Origin of the sequence: Deinococcus koreensis (assembly GCF_002901445.1) — a bacterium.
GTDB classification, from domain to species: domain Bacteria; phylum Deinococcota; class Deinococci; order Deinococcales; family Deinococcaceae; genus Deinococcus; species Deinococcus koreensis.
Genome location: NZ_PPPD01000001.1, coordinates 1,021,157 through 1,042,723 on the forward strand (window position 1 = coordinate 1,021,157; position 21,567 = coordinate 1,042,723).

The 21,567-nt window shown below is 71.3% G+C and carries 19 protein-coding genes and 1 pseudogene; 10 read left to right on the plus strand and 10 right to left on the minus strand.

What is annotated here, in order from left to right; translation table 11 throughout:
* Positions 1 to 62: 62 nt before the first annotated feature.
* Positions 63 to 2,798, plus strand: a complete 2,736-nt coding sequence (locus CVO96_RS04825) for an AAA family ATPase (RefSeq protein ID WP_103310954.1) — start codon at positions 63 to 65, stop codon at positions 2,796 to 2,798.
* A gap of 170 nt (positions 2,799 to 2,968) precedes the next feature.
* Here the strand turns inward: CVO96_RS04825 and CVO96_RS04830 are convergent, their stop codons facing one another.
* From CVO96_RS04830 to CVO96_RS04850, 5 genes are all read right to left on the minus strand, one after another.
* Positions 2,969 to 3,652, minus strand: a complete 684-nt coding sequence (locus CVO96_RS04830; RefSeq protein ID WP_341476161.1) for a transposase — start codon at positions 3,650 to 3,652, stop codon at positions 2,969 to 2,971.
* Entirely contained in the window at positions 3,544 to 4,032 is a 489-nt protein-coding gene (locus tag CVO96_RS04835; protein ID WP_103310445.1) for a winged helix-turn-helix domain-containing protein, read from the minus strand. The genes CVO96_RS04830 and CVO96_RS04835 overlap by 109 nt, the downstream gene beginning before the upstream one ends.
* A gap of 210 nt (positions 4,033 to 4,242) precedes the next feature.
* Complete coding sequence (locus tag CVO96_RS04840) at positions 4,243 to 5,271, minus strand: PIN/TRAM domain-containing protein (protein ID WP_103313303.1); 1,029 nt, start codon at positions 5,269 to 5,271, stop codon at positions 4,243 to 4,245.
* 149 nt (positions 5,272 to 5,420) lie between these two features.
* On the minus strand, positions 5,421 to 6,788 hold the full coding sequence (locus CVO96_RS04845) for an MFS transporter (RefSeq protein ID WP_103310956.1): 1,368 nt from the start codon (positions 6,786 to 6,788) through the stop codon (positions 5,421 to 5,423).
* Positions 6,789 to 6,856: 68 nt separating this feature from the next.
* Complete coding sequence (locus CVO96_RS04850) at positions 6,857 to 8,248, minus strand: MFS transporter (RefSeq protein ID WP_103310958.1); 1,392 nt, start codon at positions 8,246 to 8,248, stop codon at positions 6,857 to 6,859.
* A gap of 496 nt (positions 8,249 to 8,744) precedes the next feature.
* Here CVO96_RS04850 and pqqB point away from each other — a divergent pair, with 496 nt between their 5' ends.
* The 5 genes from pqqB to CVO96_RS04875 are packed head-to-tail and all read left to right on the plus strand — an operon-like array spanning position 8,745 to position 12,906.
* Entirely contained in the window at positions 8,745 to 9,629 is an 885-nt protein-coding gene (pqqB, locus tag CVO96_RS04855) for a pyrroloquinoline quinone biosynthesis protein PqqB (protein WP_103310961.1), read from the plus strand.
* Between the two features lie 22 nt (positions 9,630 to 9,651).
* Positions 9,652 to 10,401 carry a pyrroloquinoline-quinone synthase PqqC gene (pqqC, locus tag CVO96_RS04860; protein WP_103310964.1) on the plus strand — a complete coding sequence of 250 codons (750 nt, stop codon included), beginning with the start codon at positions 9,652 to 9,654 and terminating at the stop codon, positions 10,399 to 10,401.
* Complete coding sequence (gene pqqD, locus CVO96_RS04865) at positions 10,398 to 10,745, plus strand: pyrroloquinoline quinone biosynthesis peptide chaperone PqqD (RefSeq protein ID WP_103310966.1); 348 nt, start codon at positions 10,398 to 10,400, stop codon at positions 10,743 to 10,745. The genes pqqC and pqqD overlap by 4 nt, the downstream gene beginning before the upstream one ends.
* On the plus strand, positions 10,742 to 11,863 hold the full coding sequence (gene pqqE / locus CVO96_RS04870; protein ID WP_103310968.1) for a pyrroloquinoline quinone biosynthesis protein PqqE: 1,122 nt from the start codon (positions 10,742 to 10,744) through the stop codon (positions 11,861 to 11,863). The genes pqqD and pqqE overlap by 4 nt, the downstream gene beginning before the upstream one ends.
* Positions 11,860 to 12,906, plus strand: a complete 1,047-nt coding sequence (locus CVO96_RS04875) for a dipeptidase (RefSeq protein ID WP_103310970.1) — start codon at positions 11,860 to 11,862, stop codon at positions 12,904 to 12,906. The genes pqqE and CVO96_RS04875 overlap by 4 nt, the downstream gene beginning before the upstream one ends.
* A gap of 442 nt (positions 12,907 to 13,348) precedes the next feature.
* On the opposite strand, the gene rnhA is transcribed toward CVO96_RS04875, so the two are convergent.
* Complete coding sequence (rnhA, locus tag CVO96_RS04880; protein WP_103310972.1) at positions 13,349 to 13,897, minus strand: ribonuclease HI; 549 nt, start codon at positions 13,895 to 13,897, stop codon at positions 13,349 to 13,351.
* A gap of 38 nt (positions 13,898 to 13,935) precedes the next feature.
* Between rnhA and CVO96_RS04885 the strand changes: the two genes are divergently transcribed.
* Positions 13,936 to 14,409, plus strand: coding sequence for a DUF4870 domain-containing protein (locus CVO96_RS04885; protein WP_243398166.1), 474 nt, complete (start codon positions 13,936 to 13,938; stop codon positions 14,407 to 14,409).
* Here the strand turns inward: CVO96_RS04885 and CVO96_RS04890 are convergent.
* Positions 14,406 to 14,825 (minus strand): GNAT family N-acetyltransferase, encoded by a 420-nt coding sequence (locus CVO96_RS04890; RefSeq protein WP_103310974.1) that lies wholly within the window; start codon positions 14,823 to 14,825, stop codon positions 14,406 to 14,408. The two genes, CVO96_RS04885 and CVO96_RS04890, sit on opposite strands and share 4 nt — an antisense overlap.
* A gap of 81 nt (positions 14,826 to 14,906) precedes the next feature.
* Between CVO96_RS04890 and CVO96_RS04895 the strand changes: the two genes are divergently transcribed.
* The 3 genes and pseudogenes from CVO96_RS04895 to CVO96_RS04905 all read left to right on the plus strand — a co-directional run.
* On the plus strand, positions 14,907 to 15,662 hold the full coding sequence (locus tag CVO96_RS04895; RefSeq protein WP_103310976.1) for a PIG-L deacetylase family protein: 756 nt from the start codon (positions 14,907 to 14,909) through the stop codon (positions 15,660 to 15,662).
* A gap of 59 nt (positions 15,663 to 15,721) precedes the next feature.
* Positions 15,722 to 16,273 (plus strand): SRPBCC family protein, encoded by a 552-nt coding sequence (locus CVO96_RS04900; RefSeq protein WP_103310979.1) that lies wholly within the window; start codon positions 15,722 to 15,724, stop codon positions 16,271 to 16,273.
* A gap of 225 nt (positions 16,274 to 16,498) precedes the next feature.
* Positions 16,499 to 17,368, plus strand: a pseudogene (locus CVO96_RS04905) (HD domain-containing phosphohydrolase); the annotation flags it as partial.
* Between the two features lie 269 nt (positions 17,369 to 17,637).
* Here CVO96_RS04905 and CVO96_RS04910 read toward each other — a convergent pair.
* Genes CVO96_RS04910 through topA form a run of 3 tightly spaced genes read right to left on the minus strand, consistent with a single transcriptional unit; the run spans position 17,638 to position 21,410 of the window.
* The gene (locus CVO96_RS04910) at positions 17,638 to 18,075 is read right to left on the minus strand and encodes an acyl-CoA thioesterase (protein WP_103310981.1); all 438 of its coding nucleotides are present in this window, start codon (positions 18,073 to 18,075) and stop codon (positions 17,638 to 17,640) included.
* A 37-nt stretch (positions 18,076 to 18,112) separates the two neighbouring features.
* Positions 18,113 to 18,430 (minus strand): hypothetical protein, encoded by a 318-nt coding sequence (locus CVO96_RS04915; protein WP_103310982.1) that lies wholly within the window; start codon positions 18,428 to 18,430, stop codon positions 18,113 to 18,115.
* Between the two features lie 16 nt (positions 18,431 to 18,446).
* Positions 18,447 to 21,410: a type I DNA topoisomerase gene (topA, locus tag CVO96_RS04920; protein WP_103310985.1), complete on the minus strand. Its 2,964-nt coding sequence runs from the start codon at positions 21,408 to 21,410 to the stop codon at positions 18,447 to 18,449.
* Positions 21,411 to 21,567: the final 157 nt, after the last annotated feature.

Below are 21,567 nucleotides of genomic sequence, written 5' to 3' on the forward strand. Positions count from 1 at the left end.
CAAGATGGGTCGTTCACTATCAACCATCAACGATCGACCATCCCCGCTCCACAGGAGCCCCCATGCGCCCCCTGAAGCTCGAAGTACAGGGCTTCACCGCCTTCCGGCAGTTCACGACGCTGGATTTCAGCGACCTGGAACTGTTCGCGCTGGTGGGGCCCACGGGCAGCGGCAAGAGCAGCCTGCTGGACGCCATGACCTTCGCGCTGTACGGGCAGACCGCGCGGCTGGGGGCCTCGGGGCTGGACGCGCTGATCTCGCAGGGCGAGCGCGGCCTCTCGGCGTCCCTGACCTTCGAGGTCGGTGGGCTGACCTACCGCGCCTCGCGCACCAAGGGGCGGCGCCAGGCCGAGAACGAGGTGCGCTTCGAGCGGCTGGACGAGGAGGGGCGCTGGTCGAACCTCTCGGACGGCGGGGCCAAGGGCATCGCGGAGCGCATCCGCCGGGCCGTGGGGCTGGACTTTAGCACCTTCCGCCGCTCGGTGATGCTGCCACAGGGCGAGTTCTCGCGCCTGCTGCACGGCAGCGGCAAGGATCGCCAGACCCTGCTGGGCGAGCTGACCGGGCTCGACCACGTGCAGGCCATGCAGCGGGTCTCGTCTGAGCGGGCCAAGGAGCTGAAACACGAGTCGGCCAGCCTGAACTCGGTGCTGGAGAGCGAATACGCCGGCGTGACCCCGGAGGCGTTGAGCGCCCTGCGCGCCGAGCGCGAGACCCTGAGCAGCGAGGCCGAGCGCCTGGGCGACGAACGCGAACGCCTGCAGACCGCCGTGACCCGCCTGCGCGATCTGGAAAAGGTCTGGCGCAGCCGTGAGGACACCGCGCGCCGCCTGAACACCCTGCAGGCCCGCGAGGGCGCCGTGCAGGACGGCGCCGCCCGCGCTGCCCGCGCCCGCCGCGTGGCCGGGGTGCTGCCCCTGCTGGACGCCGCCGAACGCGCCCGGATCGCCCTGGAACGCGAGACGCGCGACCTGGGCCGCGCCCAGGCCCAGGCGGACGCCGCCGCCGCTGCCGTCCGGCAGGCCGAAGGGGCGCTGGCCCAGGCCCAGGCCACCGAGGCCCGTATCCCCGAGCTGGAGGCCCGCGCCGACGTGCTGCGCGAAGCCGAGGGTGACGCGGCCCGCCTCAGGCGCGGCGGCGGAAGTGTGCAGACCACCCACGCCCAGCCCCTGCCCTGGGACGAGGACGCTTTCCACGCGGCCCAGCAGGGCGCCGTGAGGGCCGACCGCAACCGTCAGGAGCGCGTGCAGATTGAAACCGAGCGGGTCGGCCTGAAGGCCGCTCTAGACCGCTTCGCCGCCGAGGAGGCCAGCCAGCGCCGCGAGACGGGCGAACTGGAACGCGTCCAGCGCGAGGGCACCACCGCCAAGGCCGAGCTGGAGGCCGCCCAGAAGACACTGGACGAGGCGCGTCTGGCGGCCGGGCTCGACCTGCACCGGGCCCACCTGCACCTGGGCGAACCCTGCCCGCTGTGCCACCAGCCGGTCGCGAGCCTGCCCGACGCGCCCGTCAGCGACCTGGGGGCGCTGGAAGACCGGGTTCGGGCGCTGGCCGCCGCGCTGGACGACCGGCGCAGCCGCTTTACCGACCTGCGCGCCGGCCTCAAGTCCCGGCAGAAGTGGCTGGACGAGAAGACCGTCGAGTACCGCGACTGGGACGAGGCCCTGCGCCAGCGCGAGACCGACCTGCGCGCCGCCGAGGCCCTGGTGCTCGGCGATCCCCAGACCGACGCGCTGCGCCTGCTGGCCTCGCTGGCCACCCGTGTGCGCCAGGCCGGCAGCGACCCGGCCGGGCAGCGGCAGCAGGCCCTGGCCGAGATCCAGGCCCTCCGCAAGGGCGTGCAGGCCGCGCAGGGCGCACTCTCGCGCACGCAGGGCGACCACGCGGCCGCCGTCGCCACCCTGAGCGCGGCTCGCAGCAGCGCCGCCGCCCGGGGCGAGGACGCGGCGCTGGCCGACCGCGCCCTGAGCGGCGTCCTGGCCACCCTGAACCTGGACGCCGCCCAGGCCCGCGCCGCCGCCCTGCCCGAGGCCGATATCACGGCGCTGGAGGACGCGGCCCGCACCTTCGGCGCCCAGGTGGCGCAGCTGCAAGAAGCGCTGGCCGAACTGCAGCGCCAGCTGGGCCTCACGCCCTTCGAGCCGGCCGAGCTCGATCAGGCCAGCCGCGACCTGACCGCCACCGACGCGGCCCTGAACGCCACGCGCGAACGGGCCGGCAGCCTGGCCGAGCAGGAACGCTCGTTGCGCGGGCGCCTGGAGCGCAAGGCCGAGATCCTGGCCCGCGCGGCGGTCGCCTCCCGCCACCTCGACACCTGGCAGACCCTGACGAACACCCTCAAGGCCAACGAATTTCAGCAGTTCCTGCTGGCCGAGGTCGAGGCGCAGCTGCTGACCCGCGCCGGCATCCTGCTGCACGACATCAGCGACGGGCGCTACCGGCTCGCCCTGGCCGACAGCGAATACGTCGTGCAGGATCTCTGGAACGCCGGCGAGATCCGCGGGGTCAAGACCCTGTCGGGCGGCGAGACCTTCCTGGCGTCGCTGGCCCTGGCCATCGCCCTGAGCGACTATCTGGCGGGCAACCGAATTCTCGGGGCGCTGTTCCTCGACGAAGGCTTCGGTACCCTCGATCCCCAGGCCCTGGAAGCGGTGGCCGGCGCCCTGGAGAACCTGCGCACCCAGGGACGCATGGTCGGCATCGTGACCCACGTGGAAAGCCTCTCCGAACGCCTGCCCAGCCGCCTGCTGGTCACGAAGAGCGTGGCGGGCAGCTCGGTGCAGCGGGTCGACGGGTAGGCGTGGTGGACTCGAAACCGGCTTCGCACAGGCCACCCCTCCAGTACAGGTTTTGAACGTCGGGCAGCCAGAGCAGACGTCCCACCCCCATCCCACCGCCACCCGATGTCGTGAAGTGGTTTCACCCGTATGGGGGCGGGCCCTGAACTTCGGAGCTGTCTCATACCGGACTAACATGAATTCAGGGCATGGCGTATCCAGGGGAAAGCGGTCAGCGACTGCACTTCGGACGGTGACGCCATCAAGCGCTGGCACTCGTGGCTCAAGACGTCTTGCACGTCATCCAGGGTCGTGAAGGTTCGGTTCGCCAGGGGACGCTTGACTCGACCGACCAGCGGTTCTGCTGGGGACAGCTCCGGGGTGTAGGGGGGAAACGTGACCAGCAGCATCGTGGGGGGCACGGTCAGCTGCGGGCTGGTGTGCCAGCCCGCACCATCCAGCAACAGCACGATGATGTCCCGCCCAGTCGGATTCACCGCATCGTTGAAGGCCGCCAGGGCCACCTGCATGACCGCCGTGCTCACTGTCGGCAGGATCAAGAAGTCACTCGTGCCGGTGACCGGTTCCACGAAGACATAGACGTAGAGCCACTGGAACCCCCGATGCTGCACCGCGATGGGTCGCTGGCCGACCTTGGCCCACACCCGCATGAGCACAGGTTTGAGCCCAGCGCGGCCTTCGTCCTGAACAAACAGGCGTACCCGCTGGTGCGGGTACGCTGCCTGCGCCGTGCGCAATGTTTGGGCTACTTTTTTTTGAACGCCGCCTGCACGTCTGGATCGGCCGCCAGATGGTGACGGGGACGTGGCAGCTGCACACTGAACCCCAGGCGTTTGAGATACCCCCACGCACACACCTCGGTGATCGCCACCGCAAAGTGCTCGTAGATGTACGCCTGGGCGGTGCCGCTCGTCCACACCCCGCCCCTGGGCGGGGTCTCCATCAGCGCCTCCGAGAGCTGCCGCTGCTGATCGGGGGTCAGGGCGGGGTCGGAGTGGTTGTCCTGACGTTTGTCGCGCACCGCCTCAGGGCCGTGCTGGTTGTATCGGCGCACCAGGGTGCTGATGGTGTTGCGGTTGTACCCCGTGGCATCAGCGATCTGGCGCGGGGGATACCCTTTGGCTTTAAGCCACAGGATGTGCCAGCGGGAGCGTTCGACCGGACGGTGGGCCGATCGATACGACGCTTCAAGTTCCGTGACGGTTCGGTACGGGTGCAGTGGCAGCGTGTCCATGCTTGCAACTCATCTTAATCCCGTATCAGTCGCTCTTCCTGACCAGTCGAGGTAGGCTCACCCGCTCATGGGCGCACGGGCCTCCCGCGGAGCGGGGCTCGGATGAGCCGCCTGCGGACTTGCAAAGCTCGTAGAGAGGAGCTGGGGGTCGGGCCGCCTCCTCCGCGACGCCATGTCTCCCGAACCCGGTCTGCCCTCAGGATGGCGGCACTAGACCGCCATGTCCTCTTTCTCCAGGCGGGCGAAGATCATGCGCCCCACGCTGGTCTGCACGTTGTTCACGACCGTCACGCGAACCGGCTTGCCGCGGTGCTTCATGCCGTCCTCGACCACGATCATGGTGCCGTCGTCCATGTAGCCCACGCCCTGCCCCTGCTGCTGACCGCCCTTGCTGATGGTCACGGTGAGCAGGTCGCCGGCCTGCACCTGGGGCCGCAGCGCCACGGCGATCTCGTGGATGTTGATGGTCGAGACGCTGTGCAGCTTGGCGATCTTGCCCAGGTTGCCGTCGTTGGTCACGATCTTGGCGCCGGTCTCGCGGGCCAGCCGGATCAGCTTGTCGTCGGCGCCGGGCAGCGCCGCGTCGTCCCAGTCCTCGACCCGGATGGGGCGGATCTCGCGCAGTTCCTCCAGCACGCTCAGGCCGCGCTTGCCGCGCGTGCGCTTCTGCGGATCGGCGCTGTCGGACAGGGCCTGCAGCTCGCGCAGGATGAACGCGGGCACCACCAGATCGCCTTCCAGCAGGCCGGCGCGGGTCAGGTCGATCACGCGCCCGTCGATGATCACGGAGCTGTCCAGCAGTTTGCTGCCGGGTTTGCGGCGCACCTGGGGAAAGGCGAGCAGGCCGAAGGCGTCGGCGTGGCCGGAGGCGTAGGTCACGAAGAACACCGCCAGCAGCGCGGTCACGCCCAGGCTCCAGATCCAGTTGTAGAAGGGCAGGCTCTGCAGCAGGCTGCCGACCAGCACGCTGAGCAGCAGGGCGATGATCATGCCGAAGGTGGCGGCGGCGACCTTGCGGGGCGAGAGGCCGGCGTACCAGCGGCCGAAACGGCCGATGAACTGCCCGCCCAGGCGCTCGGCCCGGGGAATCAGCAGCAGGGCGATCAGCGTGCCCGCCAGCATCAGACTCAGGGTGTTCACCCGGCTGAGTTCGGCAGGCTGCGTGGACTCTAAGGCCCGCCCGGCGCCCAGGCCGGCCAGCAGCCCAAAAAGCAAGGTCAGGAGTCGGATGGCCAGCACGCCCATCAGTCTACCCGCCCGGCCGGCCGGAGATCATCTGGTTTTCGCCAGCGCCGGGGGCCTATTCGCGTCACCCCTCGGGGCACATCCAGGGGCACGTGGCCACCTCATCCCGTCCACCCGGCCCTCACCTCCCCCGGCGGCCCGGCTCAGGCGGCCGAGGCGCTGGGCGGGGCGTCGGGCACCTCGTCCACCCGGCGCAGGGCGGGGTTGAGCAGTTGCAGGCCGCTCACCGCGACGACGCACAGGCCCGCCCAGAACAGCACGGCCCCCGGCGCGGCGTGGGCGGCCACCAGCCCGGCGGCAGCCACGCTCAGCGGTGTGGTGCACTGGGCGATCAGCCGGCGCACGCTGAACACCCGGCCCTGCAGCTCCGGCGGCACCTGGGTCTGCCAGATGCTCAGGGAGTGGGCGCTGATCATGGGCACCATCAGGCCGTAGAGCCCCAGGGCGGCGCAGGTGAGGATCAGGGTACCGGCGACCCCGGTCAGGGCGTGCGCCACACCGGCCGCCAGCATGGGAATCAGCACGCCCAGCACGCGCTGGCGTTTCAGGCCGCCCCAGGCGCTGATCAGCACTCCGCCCAGCAGGCCGCCCAGGCTGAAGGTGGTGTAGAGCGCCGCCAGGCCGGTGCCGGCGCTCCAGCCGTGGGCCTGCAGGTCGGGCGCCAGCGTGAACTTCACCAGCAGCGGGTGCAGCACGCTGACCCCCACGGTCATCAGGTTGAAGACCGTGAAGGTGAGCAGCAGGTTCAGCAGGGCCGGGCGCGCGAACACGAAGCGGAAACCGAAGGTCATGTCCTGGCCCAGACCGGGGCGCTGGCCGCCGGTGTCACGGCGCGGCGGGGTGGGGATGTTCAGGCGCAGGAGCACCAGCGCCGCGACCAGGAAACTGGCGGCGTCGATCAGCAGGGCCAGCGGCACGCCGTCGCGCCAGCCGGCCAGCCACTCCGGGCCGCCGGCCGTGCGGGCCAGGGCCGGCAGCCCGATCAGCAGCGTCGCCAGGGCCGGGCTGAGCAGGCCCGACATGCTCCAGAGGGTCTGCATCATGCCGTTGGCCCGGGGCAGGTTCTCGCGGGGCACCAGCACGCTGTAGCTGGTGTCGAAGGCGGCGCTGTGCAGGGCGGCGAGCACCCCCTCGCAGGCGGTGAACAGCACCAGCAGCCAGATGGGCGGCAGCGTGGCGCTGACCATCAGCACGCCCAGGCCCATCAGGGCGGCGTTCAGCCCGTTGCTGACCAGCATCATGCGCCGGCGGTTCCAGCGGTCGGCCAGCGCCCCGGCCAGCGGCGCCCCGAACACCGTGATGAGGGTGAAGGCCAGCACCGTGAGCGAGAGGGCCGTGGCCAGCTCGCCGCGCTGCCCGGGCAGCGGAAAGCGGGTCTGCACCAGATAGATGCTGATGGCGAAGCCGCTCAGGGCGCTGCCGATGACCGAGACCGCCTGCGAGCCCCAGAGCCACAGGAACGTGTGCCAGCCGTTCGCGGGCGGCGCCGGGGGCGAAGATGCGTTGATCATTGCTTCACAGAGTACGTCAGGTCACCGTGGCGGCGATCCGCATTTGACCCCCCCTGTCCAGGGGCCGCTCAGCCGGGGTGGACTCGGGGCGGGGTGACCGCCGGCAGGACTTCCTCGACCTGCCGCAGGGCGGGGTTCAGCAGTTGCAGGGCAGCCACGCCGGCGTACAGCAGCCCCGCGATCACCACCACCGCGCCCGGCGCGTAGCGGGCCGCCAGGACACCGGCCAGGGCGGCGCTGGCCGGGCTGGTGAACTGCGCGATCAGTCGGCGTACGGAAAAGACCCGGCCCTGCATCTCGGGCGGCACCTGCGACTGCCAGATGCTCTGCGAGTGGGCGTTCATGGCCGGGAAGGTCAGGCCCATGATCAGCAGCGCCGCGCTGGCAGACAGCACCGCGGCGCTCAGGCCGAAGGCGGCCAGCGCCAGGCCACTCACGATCATCGGCACGAGCACGCCCAGCACGCGCTGGCGCTTCAGCCCGCCCCAGGCGCTGATCAGCACCCCGCCCAGGATGCCCCCGACGCTCTGGGACACGGTCAGGGTGGCCAGAGCGCTCTGGAAGCTGCTGCCTCGCGCCTGCCAGTCGGCGGCCAGCGAGAATTTGGCGATCAGGGGCTCCAGCACCCCCAGGCCGCTGCTGCAGAGGTTCGCCACCGCGAAGGTCAGCAGCAGCTGCAGCAGCGGCCGGCGGCGACCGATGAACTGCCAGCCGAACTTCATGTCGTCGGTCAGCCGGCGGCGCTCCCCGCTGTCCGTCACCGCGGCGGGTGAGGGCACCCGCAGACGGCTGAGCACCGCCGCCGCCAGCAGGAAGCTCGCGCCGTCCACCGCGAAGGCGAAGGGCACGCCGTCGCGCAGGCCGCCCACCCCCAGCCCGGCCAGCCAGGGTGGCGGGGCACCCCCCTCCCGCAGCAGCGCCGGCACCCCGATGAGCAGCGCGGCCAGCGCCGGCCCGACCAGCCCCGCCAGGCTCCAGATGGTCTGCATCATGCCGTTGGCGCGGGGCAGGCGCTCACGCGGCACCAGACTGGTGTAGCTGGCGTCGAAGGCCGAGCCGTGGAAGGTCGAGACCAGGCCCATCAGGCCGGTCAGGGCCACCAGCGCCCACAGCGGCGCGGCCGGCGAGAGCAGCAGCGCCAGCGTGCCCAGGGCCAGCGCGGCGCCCAGCAGATCGCAGGCCAGCATGATCCGCCGGCGGTCGTGGCGGTCGGTCCAGGCGCCGGCCAGCGGGGCGCTCAGGGTCGCCGTGAGCGTCCAGGCCAGCGCGGTCAGGGCCAGGGCGGTCGCCAGCTGGGGCTTGTCCCCCTCCAGCGGGTAGCGCGTCTGGGTCAGGTAGATCGTGAAGGCGAAGCCGGCCACCGCCGAGCCGATCACGCTCAGCGCCTGAGAGCCCCACAGCCACAGGAAGGTGCGCCAGCGGCCGGGCACAGGGGGGCGTGGGGTCGGGTCGGAGGTCATCTGAAGTCCAGAGTAGGCCCGCGCAGGCGCCCGTACGATAGGCCAGGTGGCTCAGCGCAGGGGCCGGCGCCCCCGGGCGCGCCATGAGAACTGTCCCCGACATCGCCCAAGCCGCCCTCACCCACACCAACCTTCCCTGAACCGCCCGATGCCTACACTGCGGGCGTTCATCCTTTCACCCGCCTCCCACGTCGGCCGGGCCACTCCGCGTGGCCGGAGTCCTGTCTCCATACAGCGTTCCGGTCACCGGGCATCGCCCCCTTTGCTCCGTCCTCCCGCGCCCGCCTTCCCCGCCGCCCGCCACCCGTGGGCCGCAGCCTGTGAAAGGAGGTGAATGCCATGTGGATCAAGCCCAGAGCCAGACGTATCGTCGTGTGCTGTGAAGTGACCGCCTACGCCCACAGCCGCTAAGTTTCCTCTCCCCCTTACGCGCCGCGCCTGGCCTGCCCTCCGGCGGCCCGCGCGGCGCGTCTGTGCAGGTATATGCAGGTGCCCCATGCCGCCCGACCCCACCTCTCCGACCTTCCTCCTGCTGGGCACGGCGGCCGGCGGCGGCCTGCCGCAATGGAACTGCGGCTGCCGCAACTGCGCGCGGGTGCGCGCCGGGGAGCTGCCGGCCCGCACGCAGTCCAGCGCGGCCTTCACGCCCGACGGCGAGCGCTGGTACCTGATCGACGCCTCGCCGGACGTGGCGCGGCAGCTGCTGGCGCTGGGGCCGCCCCGCGGGCGGAGCACGCCGCTGGCCGGGGTGCTCCTCACCGACGCCGAGTTCGACCACACGCTGGGGCTGCTGCAGCTGCGCGAGGGCAGCGCGTGGGAGCTGCACGCCACGCCGGGGGTACACGCCCTGCTGGAGGATCAGTTCCCGGTGCGCCGCCTGCTGTCGCGCTACGCCCAGATCACGCCGGTGAGCGCGCCGCCGGGCGAACCCCGGCTGTTCGGCGACCTCGAGGTCACCTGGGTGGCGCTTGACGACCACACGCCCCGCTACCACCATGGCCGCCGCCCGGAAGCGGGCGCGACCAGCGCCCTGAGGCTGCGCGGGCCGCGCCGCACGCTGGTCTACGCGCCCAGCCTGAGCACCCTTGCGGGCCCCGTGCCCGAGCTGCTGGCCTCGGCCGACGTGCTGCTGGTCGACGGCACCTTCTACCACCCGGACGAGCTGATCCGCCTGGGGCTGGGCACCGGCGACGCTGCCAGCATGGGGCACCTGCCGGTCGTCCAGAGCGCCCCCACCCTGGCCCGGCTGCCGGCAGCCACGAAGCTCTATACGCACCTGAACAACACCAACCCGGCCCTCGACCCGGCCAGTCCGGAACGCGCCTGGCTACGCGCCCAGGGGCTCGATCTCGCGGACGACGGCTGGTTCGTCGGCCTGTAGCGCTGGAGACTGGAGACAGAGCATGTGGACGCCCGCTGAACTGGAACGCACCCTGGAGGGCCTGCTGGCCCGCGACTACCACCACCGTCATCCCTTCAACCGCCGGATGCACGCCGGCGCGCTCTCGCGGGAGGAACTGCAGGTCTGGGTGGCCAACCGCTACTACTACCAGCAGTGCATTCCGGTCAAGGACAGCCTGCTGCTGGCGAAACTGCCCGAAGACGCGCGCCGCGAGTGGATCACGCGGGTGCTGTACCACGACGGCCCCAGCCGGGAGCAGGGCGGGCTCTCGGCGTGGCGGGCGCTGGGCCGCGCGGTGGGCCTGGACGAGGACGTGCTGGAGTCGCACGCCCTGCTGCGGCCAGGGGCGCGCTTCGCGACCGACGCCTACGTGAACTTCGTGCGGGATCACCCCTGGTTCGACGGCGTGGCGTCGTCGCTGACCGAGCTGTACGCGCAGCGGATCATGGCCGTCCGCACCGTGGCCTTCGAGACCCACTACCCCTGGGTCGAGCCCCAGGGCCTGGCGTATTTCCGCAGCCGGTCGCGGCAGGCGGGCGTCGAGGCCAGCGGGGCGCTGCGGCTGCTGGGCGGGCACACGCGCACCCAGCAGGATCAGGAGCGGATCGTGGCGGCCGTGCGCTTCAAGTGCTCGGTGCTGTGGAGCCTGCTCGACGCCCTGGACGCGACCTTGCCCCAGGACGTGCCCGAGGGGCTGGGAGCGGACGACCTGGCCCGGCCCGGAAACCCGGTGGTCGGGGGCGTGGCATGACGCTGCGCCTGTACCGCGGGGCCCGGCTGCGCTACGACCGTACGCGCGACCAGCACGTGCTGCTGCGCGCCGAGGAGGTCACCGAGCTGAACGCCACCGCGCACGAGATCCTGAGCCTCTGCGACGGGCGCACCCAGGCCGCGCTGGTGGACGAACTGCGCTCGCGCTACCCGCAGGCCGACCCAGACGATCTGGCGGCGGACGTGGCAGAGTTTCTGGCGGAAGCGCATGCCAGCCAGTGGGTGCAGCGGGACGGGTCTGGACAGGACGGGGCCGAGCGGGCAGAACCTGAACAGGAAGGGGCCGGGCAGGACGTGACTGGGCACGACGGGGTGGGCGCATGACCGCCGCGCTGGACGCCGCGCACCTTCAGTCGTCGCGCCCGCGCCCGGCCCCGCCGCTGGTGCTGGTCGCGGAACTCACGCACCGCTGCCCGCTGCAGTGCGTGTACTGCTCGAACCCCCTGCAGCTGCTGGGCGCCGCGCAGGAACTCGGCCCCGGGGACTGGCGCCGCGTGCTGGCCGAGGCCGAGGGCCTGGGCATCCTGCAGGTGCTGTACACCGGCGGCGAGCCGCTGCTGCGCGCCGACCTGGGCGAGCTGCTGCGCGCAGGCCGGACGCTCGACCTGTACCAGGTGCTCATCACCAGCGGCGTGGGCCTGAGTGCCCGGCGCCTGCGCGATCTGCTGGACGCGGGGCTGGACGCCGTGCAGCTGAGCCTGCAATCGCTGGACGATCTGAACGCCCGCACCATCTGCGGCGGGGACTTCCTGAAACGCAAGCACGAGGCCGCCGCCCTGATCCGCGAGTCCGGCACGCCGCTGATCCTGAACGCAGTGCTGCACCGCCTGAACCTGCACGAGGTACCCGCCCTGCTGCAGTTCGCCGCCGACTCCGGCGCCGAGCGGATCGAGCTGGCGAACAGCCAGTATTACGGCTGGGCGCTGGAGAACCGCGCCCACCTGCTGCCGGATCTGGCATCCCTGCAGGCGGCCGAGGCCGAGGTGCTGGCCTTCCGGGGGCGCTGCCCGGAGGTCGCGGTGCAGTGGGTGGTGCCCGACTACCACGACGCCTCGCCCAAGCCCTGCATGGGCGGCTGGGCGAGCACGCACCTGATCGTCGGCCCGGACGGCCGCGCGCTGCCCTGCCCGGCCGCGTACGTGCTGCCGGAACTCGCCTTCCCGAACGTGCGAACCTCCAGCCTGGAGGCCGTGTGGTACGACTCCGCGGCCTTCCAGGCGTACCGGGGCACCGCCTGGATGCGCGAGCCCTGCCAGACCTGCCCGCAGCGCGAGGTGGACTTCGGCGGCTGCCGCTGTCAGGCCTTCCTGCTCACCGGCGACGCCCGCGCGGCCGACCCGGTGTGCTCGCTCTCGCCCCACCGGGGCGTGATCGATGCCGCATTGGAAGACATCGGCGAGCGGCCCGCCGTGCCGCTGCGCCACCGGCCGCGCACCGCATGACCGGCCCGGACGTGCTGGACGCGGTGGAGGCCGCCGGGCTGGTCATCGACGGGCACCTGGATCTCGCGTACAACGCGGGCGTGGGCCGCGACCTGACCCTGGCGCTGGACGAGCTGCGCTCCCGCGAAGGGCCGGACGCGCGGGACATCGCCACCGTGACCTTCGGCGCGCTGCGGGCGGGGCGCGTGGCGCTCACGCTGGGCACGCTGTTCGCCATGCCGCGCACGGACACCAGCCCGGACGGTTACACCGACGCCGACGGCGCGTACGCCCAGGCCCTCGCGCAGCTGGATCGGTACCGCCGCTGGCAGGACGCCGGGCACATCCGCCTGCTCACCCCCGGGGCGCAGGTCGCCGCTCACCTTCGGACGTACGCGGCCGACCCGGACGGCACGCCCCTGGGCGTCGTGCTGCTGATGGAGGGCGCCGACCCCATCCGGACGCCGGACGACCTGCCGTGGTGGGTGGAGCAGGGCGTGCGGATCGTCGGGCCGGCCTGGCGGGGCACGCGCTACGCGGGCGGCACAGGCGTTCCGGGCGGCCTCACCCCGCTGGGCGGGGAGCTGCTGGACGCCATGCGCGAGCAGCGGGTCACGCTGGACGCCTCGCACCTCGCCGAGCAGGCCTTCTGGGAGGCCGTGGAGCGGCAGCCGGACGTGATCGCCTCGCACGTGGGCGCACGCGCACGGGTGCCCACGGATCGGCACCTGACCGACGACATGCTGCGCGCCATCGGGGAGCGGGGCGGGATGGTCGGCCTCGTGCTGTACAACGGCTTCCTGCAGCCCGGCTGGCGGCGCGGCGATCCGCCCAGCACGCGGGCAACGCTGGCGGCCATGCTCGCGCACCTGGGCGACGTGGCCGGGTGGGCGCACGTGGGCCTGGGCAGCGACCTGGACGGCGGCTTCGGCATGCGCGAGTTCCCCGAGGGACTGGACAGCGCCGCCGACCTGGGCCGCGTGGCCGACCTCGCCCCGGCCGAACACCGCGCCGGGGTGCGCGCCGGGAACTGGGGCCGCTGGCTCACCCGCGACCGCGCGTAGCCTGAGGGCATGACTTCCGGCCGCCTGATCCCGCCGCCCCTGGCGCCCGACGACTGGCCGGCCGCAGGCGCCCTGCTCGCCCGCGCCATGTACCCCGATCCGGAGCGCGTCGCGCGGACGCTGGCGGGCTACCGGCAAGACCCCGAACGCCGGCTGTGTGGGTGGGTAGTCGGCGGCCGGATCAGAAGCGCGGGGGCTGCTCGTCTCGGAGAAGCTGGCCGAGATACTACACATCGGCATCCACCCGGCGTTCGGGGGATGGGGGGACGCCCGTGATCTGCTGCACGCGGTCATCCCTGCCCTTGACCTGACTCTGCTCTGGGCTGCGACAGACGACGATGCTGTGGACTTCTACCGCCGGGCTGGATTCGATGTCAGCCCTATTCCTTCCCCCTGGCCTACTGCGCGCTATCGCTGCACCCTGAGGCTCTGACGCCGGTTATCAGCCCGCGCGCAGCTTCTTGCGCTCCTGCACGGCCAGCACGTCCACCCGCTCGTTCTCGCCGTGGCCGGCGTGCCCCTTGACCCACAGGAAGGTCAGCGCGTGCGTGCGCGCCTGGAGAATCAGTTCCTCCCACAAGTCCTGGTTCTTCACGGGGTCGCCGCCCGCCGTCTTCCAGCCGTTGCGCTGCCACTTGAGGATCCAGCCGTCGGTGAAGGCCTTGCGGAGATATTGGCTGTCGGTGATCACGCGCACCTGACAGGGGCGTTTCAGCGACTTCAGGCCCTCCAGCAGGCCGCGCAGCTCCATGCGGTTGTTGGTGGTGCCGGCCTCGTGGCCGCTCAGCACCAGTTCCCGCTCGCCGAAGCGCAGGATGGTCGCCCAGCCGCCGTGCCCGGCCCCGGTGTCGCAGGCGCCGTCCGAGTACAGATCGACGAGCTGGCCAGTGATGGGACGTTCCGGCTGGATGCCGGCGCGGATGGGCAGGCGGTCGCGGGCCGCGTCCTGCGCCTTTTGTGCGGCGGATTTGCGGTAGGCAGGACGGGACACCCAGGAACTGTATGAACGCCCGGGCCGTACTGTCAAGCATGAGCACGCCCTCCCACCTCTCGCCCCTCCTGCTGTCCGAGGAAGACCGCACCCCGGCGATGGTCACGCACCTGTCGCCGCTGGCCGACCTGCTGCTGCCCACGCTGGGGGGCCTGCTGGGGCCGCTGCTGGCCTGGCTGATCTACCGCGACCGCAGCCGCTCACTCGACTTGCAGGGCAAGGAGGTGCTGAACTTCCGCCTGAGCATGTGGCTCTATGGCCTGGTGGTGGGCGCCGTGGCCTTCATCGCCTTCAGCCTGGGGCTGCTGGGCGGCGCGGTGGGCGCGGCGGCGGGCAGTCCTGACCTGGGCGCCTTCGCCTTCCTGGGCACCTTCGCCTCGTTTTTCCTGTTCTTCCTGCCCATCCTGGTGGTGCTGGGCATCGTGCCCTTCATCTTCATGATCGTGGGCGTGATCCGGGCCAGTTCGGGACAGCACTACCGCTATCCGCTGACGATCCGCTTCCTGCGTTAACGCGGCACCCTGACATAGACGACCTCCGGATCACCGTCGTCGAGGTGCGTGAGCAGACCGCTGACCGTCCAGCCCTGCCGGGCGAACAGGGCGTGCATGGGCGCGTTGGACAGATTGGTCGAGGAGAAGACCTTGGGCGTCGCGGCCACCCCGCAGAGATGGGCCAGCAGCCCTGCCCCCAGGCCCTGACGCCGCCGGGCGGGGGCCACGTACAGCAGGGAAACGAAGGCGTGGCCGAAGAAGTCCTCCAGCACGCCGTAGGCACAGGCCGCCCCATCCACGGATAGCAGGTGAACCTCGCGCCGGCGCAGGCTGTCCTCCAGCCACGTGCGCCGACCCGGGTCGCCCGCCTGCTCATCGAAGGCCGCGATGGTGGCGAGGTCTGAAGGGCCAGCGCGGGAGAATTCCATGTCCATGCGTTCACGGTAGGCACAGGAAGCCGGGAGCACATCGGCCCTCTGGCCGATCTGCCGCCAACCTCCCCTATCCTGTTCCCCATGCGAATCATGGCGGTGTTTGCCCACCCGGACGACGAGATCGGTTGTATTGGAACGCTTGCCAAACACGCGGCGCGCGGCGACGAGGTGATGCTCGTCTGGACGACGCTGGGCGAACTCGCCAGCCAGTTCGGCGACGCCTCACACGAGGAGGTCACGCGGGTGCGCCGCAAGCACGGGGCCTGGGTGGCCCAGAAGATCGGGGCCTCGTACCACTTCTTCGACATGGGCGACTCGCGCATGACCGGGGGCCGCGCCGAGGCGCTGCAACTGGCGCGGCTGTACGCCCGCTTCCGGCCGGGCGCCGTGATCACCTGGAGCGACGACCACCCGCACCCCGACCACCGCATGACCGCGAAGATCGCCTTCGACGCGATCACGCTCGCCCGTATTCCGAAGATCATCAACGAGGCGGGCGGGGGCGACCCCATGCCGCCCGCCCCCGACCTGAGCGGCGACGACGCCGTGGAGAGCGGGGAGGACGTGGCGCGGCTCGACGCCCTGCGCGATCCCGTACGCCTGTACCAGTACTTCGCGCCCGCCAGCCCCTACCCGGAGGTGTTCGTGGACGTCTCGGACACCATCGAGCAGGGGGCCGAGGTCATGACCTTCTACCACGACTTCTACCGGTGGGCCTGGACGAAGGAGCAGTACCTCGAAGGCCGCGCCAGCACCGGGCGCCTGAGCGGCGCGAAGTACGCCGAGCGCTTCAACCTGCGGGTGTCGCACCCACCGGCCCGCGCGTATCTGGACTGAAGCACAGGCAGGACAGGCCCTCCGGGCATCCGGGCACGGCGCGCTACAGTACCCCCAGAATGTCCGAGTCGATTCAGATCAAGCACGCAATCGTGGTACGCGCCCGCCCGGACGTGCTCTACCGCATGGCGCTGGAACCAAAACGCCGTGCCAGATGGGACAAGAACTTCGTGTCGGCCGAATACGAGGGCGGTGAGGGCCGGCTGGCGAACAACGCGCTGGTGCGCTTCAAGTTTCCCCGCCGGCTGCTGGGCCTGGGCTTCACCGCGAAATACGGGCAGCTCCAGGCCCCCCAGCGCGGCGGCTGGGAGAGCGTGCGGAACGTGGGGCCGCTGGAAAAACTGACCCAGGGCTGGACGTTCAAGCCCATGCCCGGCGGCACCGAGGTCACCCTGACCATGAACGGCCGGGTGCGCTACCGCTGGATCAGGGCGCCCATCGAGCGCGTGCTGAACAACATGGTGGTCAGCACCCTGATCGAACTGCAGCGCACCGTGGACGCCCAGGGGGCGCAGCTCATGGAAGACATGGGCCGTGAACTGGCGGAGAAGCAGAAGGCCGAGCAGAAGGCGGCGAAAGAAGCTGCCAAGGCCGCCCGGCGCAAGCGCTGAGACAGGCTGCGCCGACCCTTCAGCCGACCCCTTGGTGGGTGGGCTGACTTCAGGCGGCGGGGCTCCAGCACCGGAGGACACCCACCCTGGCGCGGCCGCGCCGACCAGCGGTGTCCACCCGCTCGCTCTGGATTTTCCCAACGTCCCGACCTCACATCTGGCCCTCACGGCGCTACTGTTCGGAACAGTGGAGACTGCACGTCTGGGGTCTCCCGGGCCACCGTTATGACCGACGCCGACCGGACTTCATCCAGCCCCACCCTGGCCGCCGAGTACCTTCAGCTGCTGGAGGCCATGCCGGTGATGCTCTGGACGGCCGACGCCGTGGGCCGCTGGACGCACGTGAACCAGCAGTGGCTCCAGTTCACCGGCGTGAGCGGCGACGTGGAGGGCTTCGGGTTCGAGGCCGCCCTGCACCCGGACGACGTGGAGCGCACCGTGGAACACTGGCGGCAGGCCGTGGCCCGCTTCGAGACCTACCAGATCGAGTACCGGCTGCGCCAACAGGACGGAGGCTACCGCTGGTTCCTGATCCGGGGGGTGCCGGTGGCCGACCAGGGGGGCCGGGGCATCGCCTGGGTGGGCACCTGCACGGATATCGAGGAACAGAAACGCGCCCGTCAGGTGGCCCTGGAGACCCGCGAGGCGGCGGTGCGTGCGCTGGGGCTGGCGCTGGAGGCCCGCGACCGCGAGACGCACGGCCACACGGATCGTGTGACCCGCCTGGCGATCCGTCTGGGCCGGGCGCTGGGACTCGGGGGCGAGCAGCTGGCCGCCCTGCGGCTGGGAGCGTATCTGCACGACGTCGGCAAGCTGGCCATCCCGGACGCCCTGCTGCTCAAGCCCGCCGCCCTGGATCAGCGGGAGTGGGAGCTGATGCGAACCCATCCGGCGGCGGGAGAACGCTTCGCCGCCGCCCTGGGCTTCCTGCCGCCCGGCGCCCTGGCCCTGATCCGTCACCACCACGAGCGCTGGGACGGTGCCGGCTATCCCGACGGCCAGCGCCGCGAGGCCATTCCCCTGCTGGCCCGGCTGTTCAGTGTGGTAGACGTCTACGACGCCCTGCTGAGCGAGCGGCCCTACAAGCACGCCTGGACACCGGAGCAGGCCTGCGCCGAACTCCGCAAGCAGGCTGGAGCGCACTTCGACCCCCAGATGGTCGAGACCTTCCTGCAGGTGCTGCGGACGCCCGGCGACGACCCCCCCGGCGGGCCTGAGCTGCCCGTGAGCGACCGGTCAGCGCTGGACGGTGCAGCCCTGGCCGGCGCCACGCTCAACGGTGCGGCGCTGGATGACCTGATGAGTGGAGCCGACCCGCTGACCTGGGAGCGGCACAGCGGCCCTGACGGCGGCGCCCGCTCGGCTCAGGGCACGCGCAGGGGCTGGAGCGCCGTGCGGAGCACGTCGGGCAGCTCGGCCGGGCGCCGGGTCTGCCGATCTACGTACACATGCACGAAATGCCCCTGCGCGCAGGCCGCCGCCTCGCCTTCCCGGAAGACCGCCAGTTCGTAGCGCACCGAGCTGCGGCCCAGGCTCGAGACCCGCACGCCCACGCTGAGCACCTCGGGGAAGGCGGCGGGCGCGAAGTAACTGCAGCCGGTCTCCACGACCAGCCCGATCACTGCTCCCGACTGGATGTCCAGCGCCCCCTGCGCGGCCAGGTAGGCGTTCACCGCCGTATCGAAGTAGGCGTAGTAGGTCACGTTGTTCACGTGCCCGTACACGTCGTTGTCGGCCCAGCGGGTGGGCGTGGGATGCTGGTAGGGGTAGTCGGCGCGGGCGTGTGGGGTGGGCCGGGTCATGGCTCCACTGTAGCCAGCTCGCTCCTGTTGCCAGCGCTCAGGCCACGGGGGGATCGGGCGCCAACATCAGCACGCTGTTCTCCCGCGTGTCGAAGGCCGTCCAGGGCTCATGGGCACTCACGCGGTAGCCCTCGCCGGGGCGCAGGCGCACGAAGTTGTTCAGGGGCAGGTCGAGCACGGCCTCTCCGCTCAGGCAGACCAGCCAGCCCGTGACCCCCGAGCCGGGGAACTTGCCGCTGAGGTGCAGCACGCTCAGCTCGCCGCCGGGCAGCCTCACCCACTGGCCGGGCGTGCCCTGCGCCAGCCGTGCCAGATGCAGGGCCTGGGGCACCTCGGGTCGGGATCGGGTCGGCACCGCTTCAGCCCCTCCCCTACCCGCCGCGCGCCGCCTGGTTCAGTTTCTTGCTGGCCTGCAGCGCCATGCCCTTGGCCTTGGCGACCTCCAGCCCCAGCTCGGGCGCGATGTCCTCGACCTTGCGGCCCTGTTCGCGGGTGGCCGTGACCAGCCGGCGCTCGGGGTCGCTGAGCACACCCAGGTGGGGCCGCAGGTCGGCCCAGGTGAAGGTGGCCTTGGCGGGCGCCTTGGCCTTCGCGGCGGCTTTGGCCGGAGCTTTCTTGGCCGGAGCCTTCTTGGCGGGTGCCTTCTTGGCCGGAGCCGCGCTCGCCGCAGACGTGCTGGCCGCTCCCTTGCGGGCCGGGGTGCGGGCGCCCGACTTCTTGGCTGCCCCCGTCCGGGCTGCCCCCGTTCTCGCGCCGGATTTGCCGGGCTTCTTCTGGGGCTCCTTGCCGCGCTCCTCCAGAATCTCCAGGGCGCGTTCCGCCGTGAGTGTCCCCTCGTCCTCACCCTTGCGCAGCGTGGCGTTCTTCTCGCCGTCGGTGAGGTAGGGGCCGAAGCGGCCGGATTTGAGGATGATGTTCGCGCGGCCCGGATATTCGAAGCTCCTGAGGGGCGGCGCGGCGGCGGCGCGGCCCTTGCCGTAGCGCGGCTGCAGGAAGAGCGCCTCGGCCTCCTGGATGCCCACGTTGAACAGCTCCTCGTGGCTGGTCAGCGAGCGGCTGTCGGAGCCGCGCTTGAGGTACGGGCCGTACTTGCCGTTCTGCGCCCAGACTTCCTCGCCCTCGCTGGTGCCCACCAGGCGCGGCAGGCTCAGCAGCTTCAGGGCGCGGCCCAGCGTCAGGGTGCCCAGGTCGTCGGTGGGGAACAGGCTGGCCGAGCGGATGGGCGGGTTCTCTGCGCCCAGCGTCACGTAGGGGCCGTAGCGCCCGGCGCGGGCCACTACCGGGTGCCCGGTCGCCTCGTCGGTGCCGATCACGCGGTCGCCCGTGGGGCGGCTCATGATCTCCTCGGCCTTCTCGGCGGTGAGTTCGTCGGGGGCCAGGTCTTCGGGAAGGTTGGCCTTCTCGCCGCTGCGCTCCATGTAGGGGCCGTAGCGCCCCACGCGCACCTCGATGCCGCTGCCCTCCAGCTTCGGCACGACGATGGTGGCGATCCCGCGGGCGTCGATCTCGCCCATCTTGGAGTCGATCAGGGGCCGCAGGGCCATGCCCTCGCCGTGGTCGCCCAGGTAGAAGCGCCTGAGGTACGGCACGCGCTGCGCCCGCCCCCCCGCGATGTCGTCCAGATCCTCTTCCATCTTCGCGGTGAAGTCGTAGTCCACCAGCGAGGAGAAATGGTGCTCCAGCAGGGCGGAGGTGGCGAAGGCCGTCCACGAGGGCACGAGCGCCTGCCCCTTTTTGGTGGCGTAGCCCCGATCCTGGATGGTGCCCAGGATGGAGGCGTAGGTGCTCGGGCGCCCGATGCCCGCGCCCTCCAGCGACTGCACCAGCGAGGCCTCGGTGTAGCGGGCGGGAGGCTGGGTCTCGTGGCCCTCGGGCTTCACCGAGTCGGCCAGCACGCGCTCGCCCTCCCTGAGCGGGGGCAGCGGGGTCTCGCGGTCTTCCAGGGCGGCGCTGGGGTCGTCGCTGCCCTCCACGTAGGCGCGCAGGAAGCCGGGGAAGTCGATGGTGCGGCCCGAGGCGCTGAGCTGCACGTCCTCGCCAGTCTTCGCTTTGCCGCCCAGCCGCACGCGCAGGGAGCGGCCACGGGCATCGGCCATCTGGCAGGCCACGGTGCGCTTCCAGATCAGGTCGTAGAGGCGCCACTCGTCGCCGCTCAGCTCGCCGCGCAGCGAGTCCGGCGTGCGGAAGCTGGAGCCGGCCGGGCGGATCGCCTCGTGGGCTTCCTGGGCGTTCTTGGACTTCTTGGCGTACACGCGCGGCTGCGGCGAGAGGTAGCTGGGGCCGTACATCTGCGCGACCTGCGTGCGGGCCGCGCTCACCGCCTCGCTGCTCAGGTTCGTCGAGTCGGTTCGCATGTACGTGATGTAGCCCTGCTCGTAGAGCCGCTGGGCGGCGCGCATGGTGCGGGTGGCGGCGAAGCCCAGCTTGCGGCTGCCTTCCTGCTGCAGCGTGGACGTGATGAAGGGCGGGTAGGGGCGCTGCGTGAAGGGCTTTTCCTCCGCGCTGGTGACCGTCAGGGGCTGGCCGCTCAGGCCCTCGGCCAGCGCGCGGGCCTCCGCCTCACCCAGCAACCTTGCCACCACGCCGTCCTTCAGCCGGCCGGTCAGCGGGTCGAAGTCGCGGCCCAGGGCCAGCTTCTGCCCGGCCACGTCGGTCAGGCGGGCGGGGAAGGTCGCGCCCTCGGCGGTCTTGCCGGTGACGAGCAGATCCCACCACGTGGCGCTCACGAAGCGCATCCGCTCGCGCTCGCGCTCGACCAGCATGCGGGTCGCCACGCTCTGCACGCGGCCAGCGCTCAGCTTGGGCGCCACCTTCTTCCACAGCACCGGGCTGACCTCGTAACCGTACAGGCGGTCGAGCGCGCGGCGGGTCTCCTGCGCCTCGACCAGATTCGAATCGATCTGGCGCGGCGCAGCGATGGCGGCCTGGATGGCTTCCTTGGTGATCTCGTGGAAGACCATGCGCTTGACCGGCACCTTGGGCCGCAGCTCCTGGAACAGGTGCCAGGCGATGCTCTCACCCTCGCGGTCGTCGTCGGTCGCCAGGATGATCTCGTCGGCCTCCGAGGCCATCTTGCGGAGTTTGGCGACGTGCGCCCGCTTCTCGGGAGCCACCACGTAGAGCGGCTGGAAGTCGTTCTCGATGTCCAGCCCGAGCCGCGCCCAGGCCTTGCCCTTGTACTTCTCGGGGATATCGGCGGCACTCTTGGGCAGGTCGCGGATGTGCCCGATGCTCGACTCCACCGTGTACCCCTTGCCGAGATACTTCTCGATGGTACGGGCTTTGGCGGGCGATTCGACGATCACCAGGGTATGGGGGGCAGAGGTCTTGGCCATAGGGGTCACGGGCTCCCGGCGGTGGTTCCAGAGTGCGCGGTGCTCCCGGAATGCACAGTGGTTCCAGCAGAAAGTCAGGGGTGAGCGTAGCACGCGCCCCCGGACTCGTCAGGAAGCTGATCGCCACTCCGCGCCCACCCGCCGGGATGTGAAGAAC

What these genes read in the sequence shown, in the direction of transcription:
- CVO96_RS04825 (WP_103310954.1), top strand. Translation starts at nt 63, where the DNA reads ATGCGCCCCCTGAAGCTCGAAGTACAGGGCTTCACCGCCTTCCGGCAG.
- CVO96_RS04835 (WP_103310445.1), bottom strand. Translation starts at nt 4,032, where the DNA reads ATGGACACGCTGCCACTGCACCCGTACCGAACCGTCACGGAACTTGAA.
- CVO96_RS04845 (WP_103310956.1), bottom strand. Translation starts at nt 6,788, where the DNA reads ATGATCAACGCATCTTCGCCCCCGGCGCCGCCCGCGAACGGCTGGCAC.
- CVO96_RS04850 (WP_103310958.1), bottom strand. Translation starts at nt 8,248, where the DNA reads ATGACCTCCGACCCGACCCCACGCCCCCCTGTGCCCGGCCGCTGGCGC.
- pqqB (WP_103310961.1), top strand. Translation starts at nt 8,745, where the DNA reads ATGCCGCCCGACCCCACCTCTCCGACCTTCCTCCTGCTGGGCACGGCG.
- pqqC (WP_103310964.1), top strand. Translation starts at nt 9,652, where the DNA reads ATGTGGACGCCCGCTGAACTGGAACGCACCCTGGAGGGCCTGCTGGCC.
- pqqD (WP_103310966.1), top strand. Translation starts at nt 10,398, where the DNA reads ATGACGCTGCGCCTGTACCGCGGGGCCCGGCTGCGCTACGACCGTACG.
- pqqE (WP_103310968.1), top strand. Translation starts at nt 10,742, where the DNA reads ATGACCGCCGCGCTGGACGCCGCGCACCTTCAGTCGTCGCGCCCGCGC.
- CVO96_RS04875 (WP_103310970.1), top strand. Translation starts at nt 11,860, where the DNA reads ATGACCGGCCCGGACGTGCTGGACGCGGTGGAGGCCGCCGGGCTGGTC.
- CVO96_RS04885 (WP_243398166.1), top strand. Translation starts at nt 13,936, where the DNA reads ATGAGCACGCCCTCCCACCTCTCGCCCCTCCTGCTGTCCGAGGAAGAC.
- CVO96_RS04890 (WP_103310974.1), bottom strand. Translation starts at nt 14,825, where the DNA reads ATGGACATGGAATTCTCCCGCGCTGGCCCTTCAGACCTCGCCACCATC.
- CVO96_RS04895 (WP_103310976.1), top strand. Translation starts at nt 14,907, where the DNA reads ATGCGAATCATGGCGGTGTTTGCCCACCCGGACGACGAGATCGGTTGT.
- CVO96_RS04900 (WP_103310979.1), top strand. Translation starts at nt 15,722, where the DNA reads ATGTCCGAGTCGATTCAGATCAAGCACGCAATCGTGGTACGCGCCCGC.
- CVO96_RS04910 (WP_103310981.1), bottom strand. Translation starts at nt 18,075, where the DNA reads ATGACCCGGCCCACCCCACACGCCCGCGCCGACTACCCCTACCAGCAT.
- topA (WP_103310985.1), bottom strand. Translation starts at nt 21,410, where the DNA reads ATGGCCAAGACCTCTGCCCCCCATACCCTGGTGATCGTCGAATCGCCC.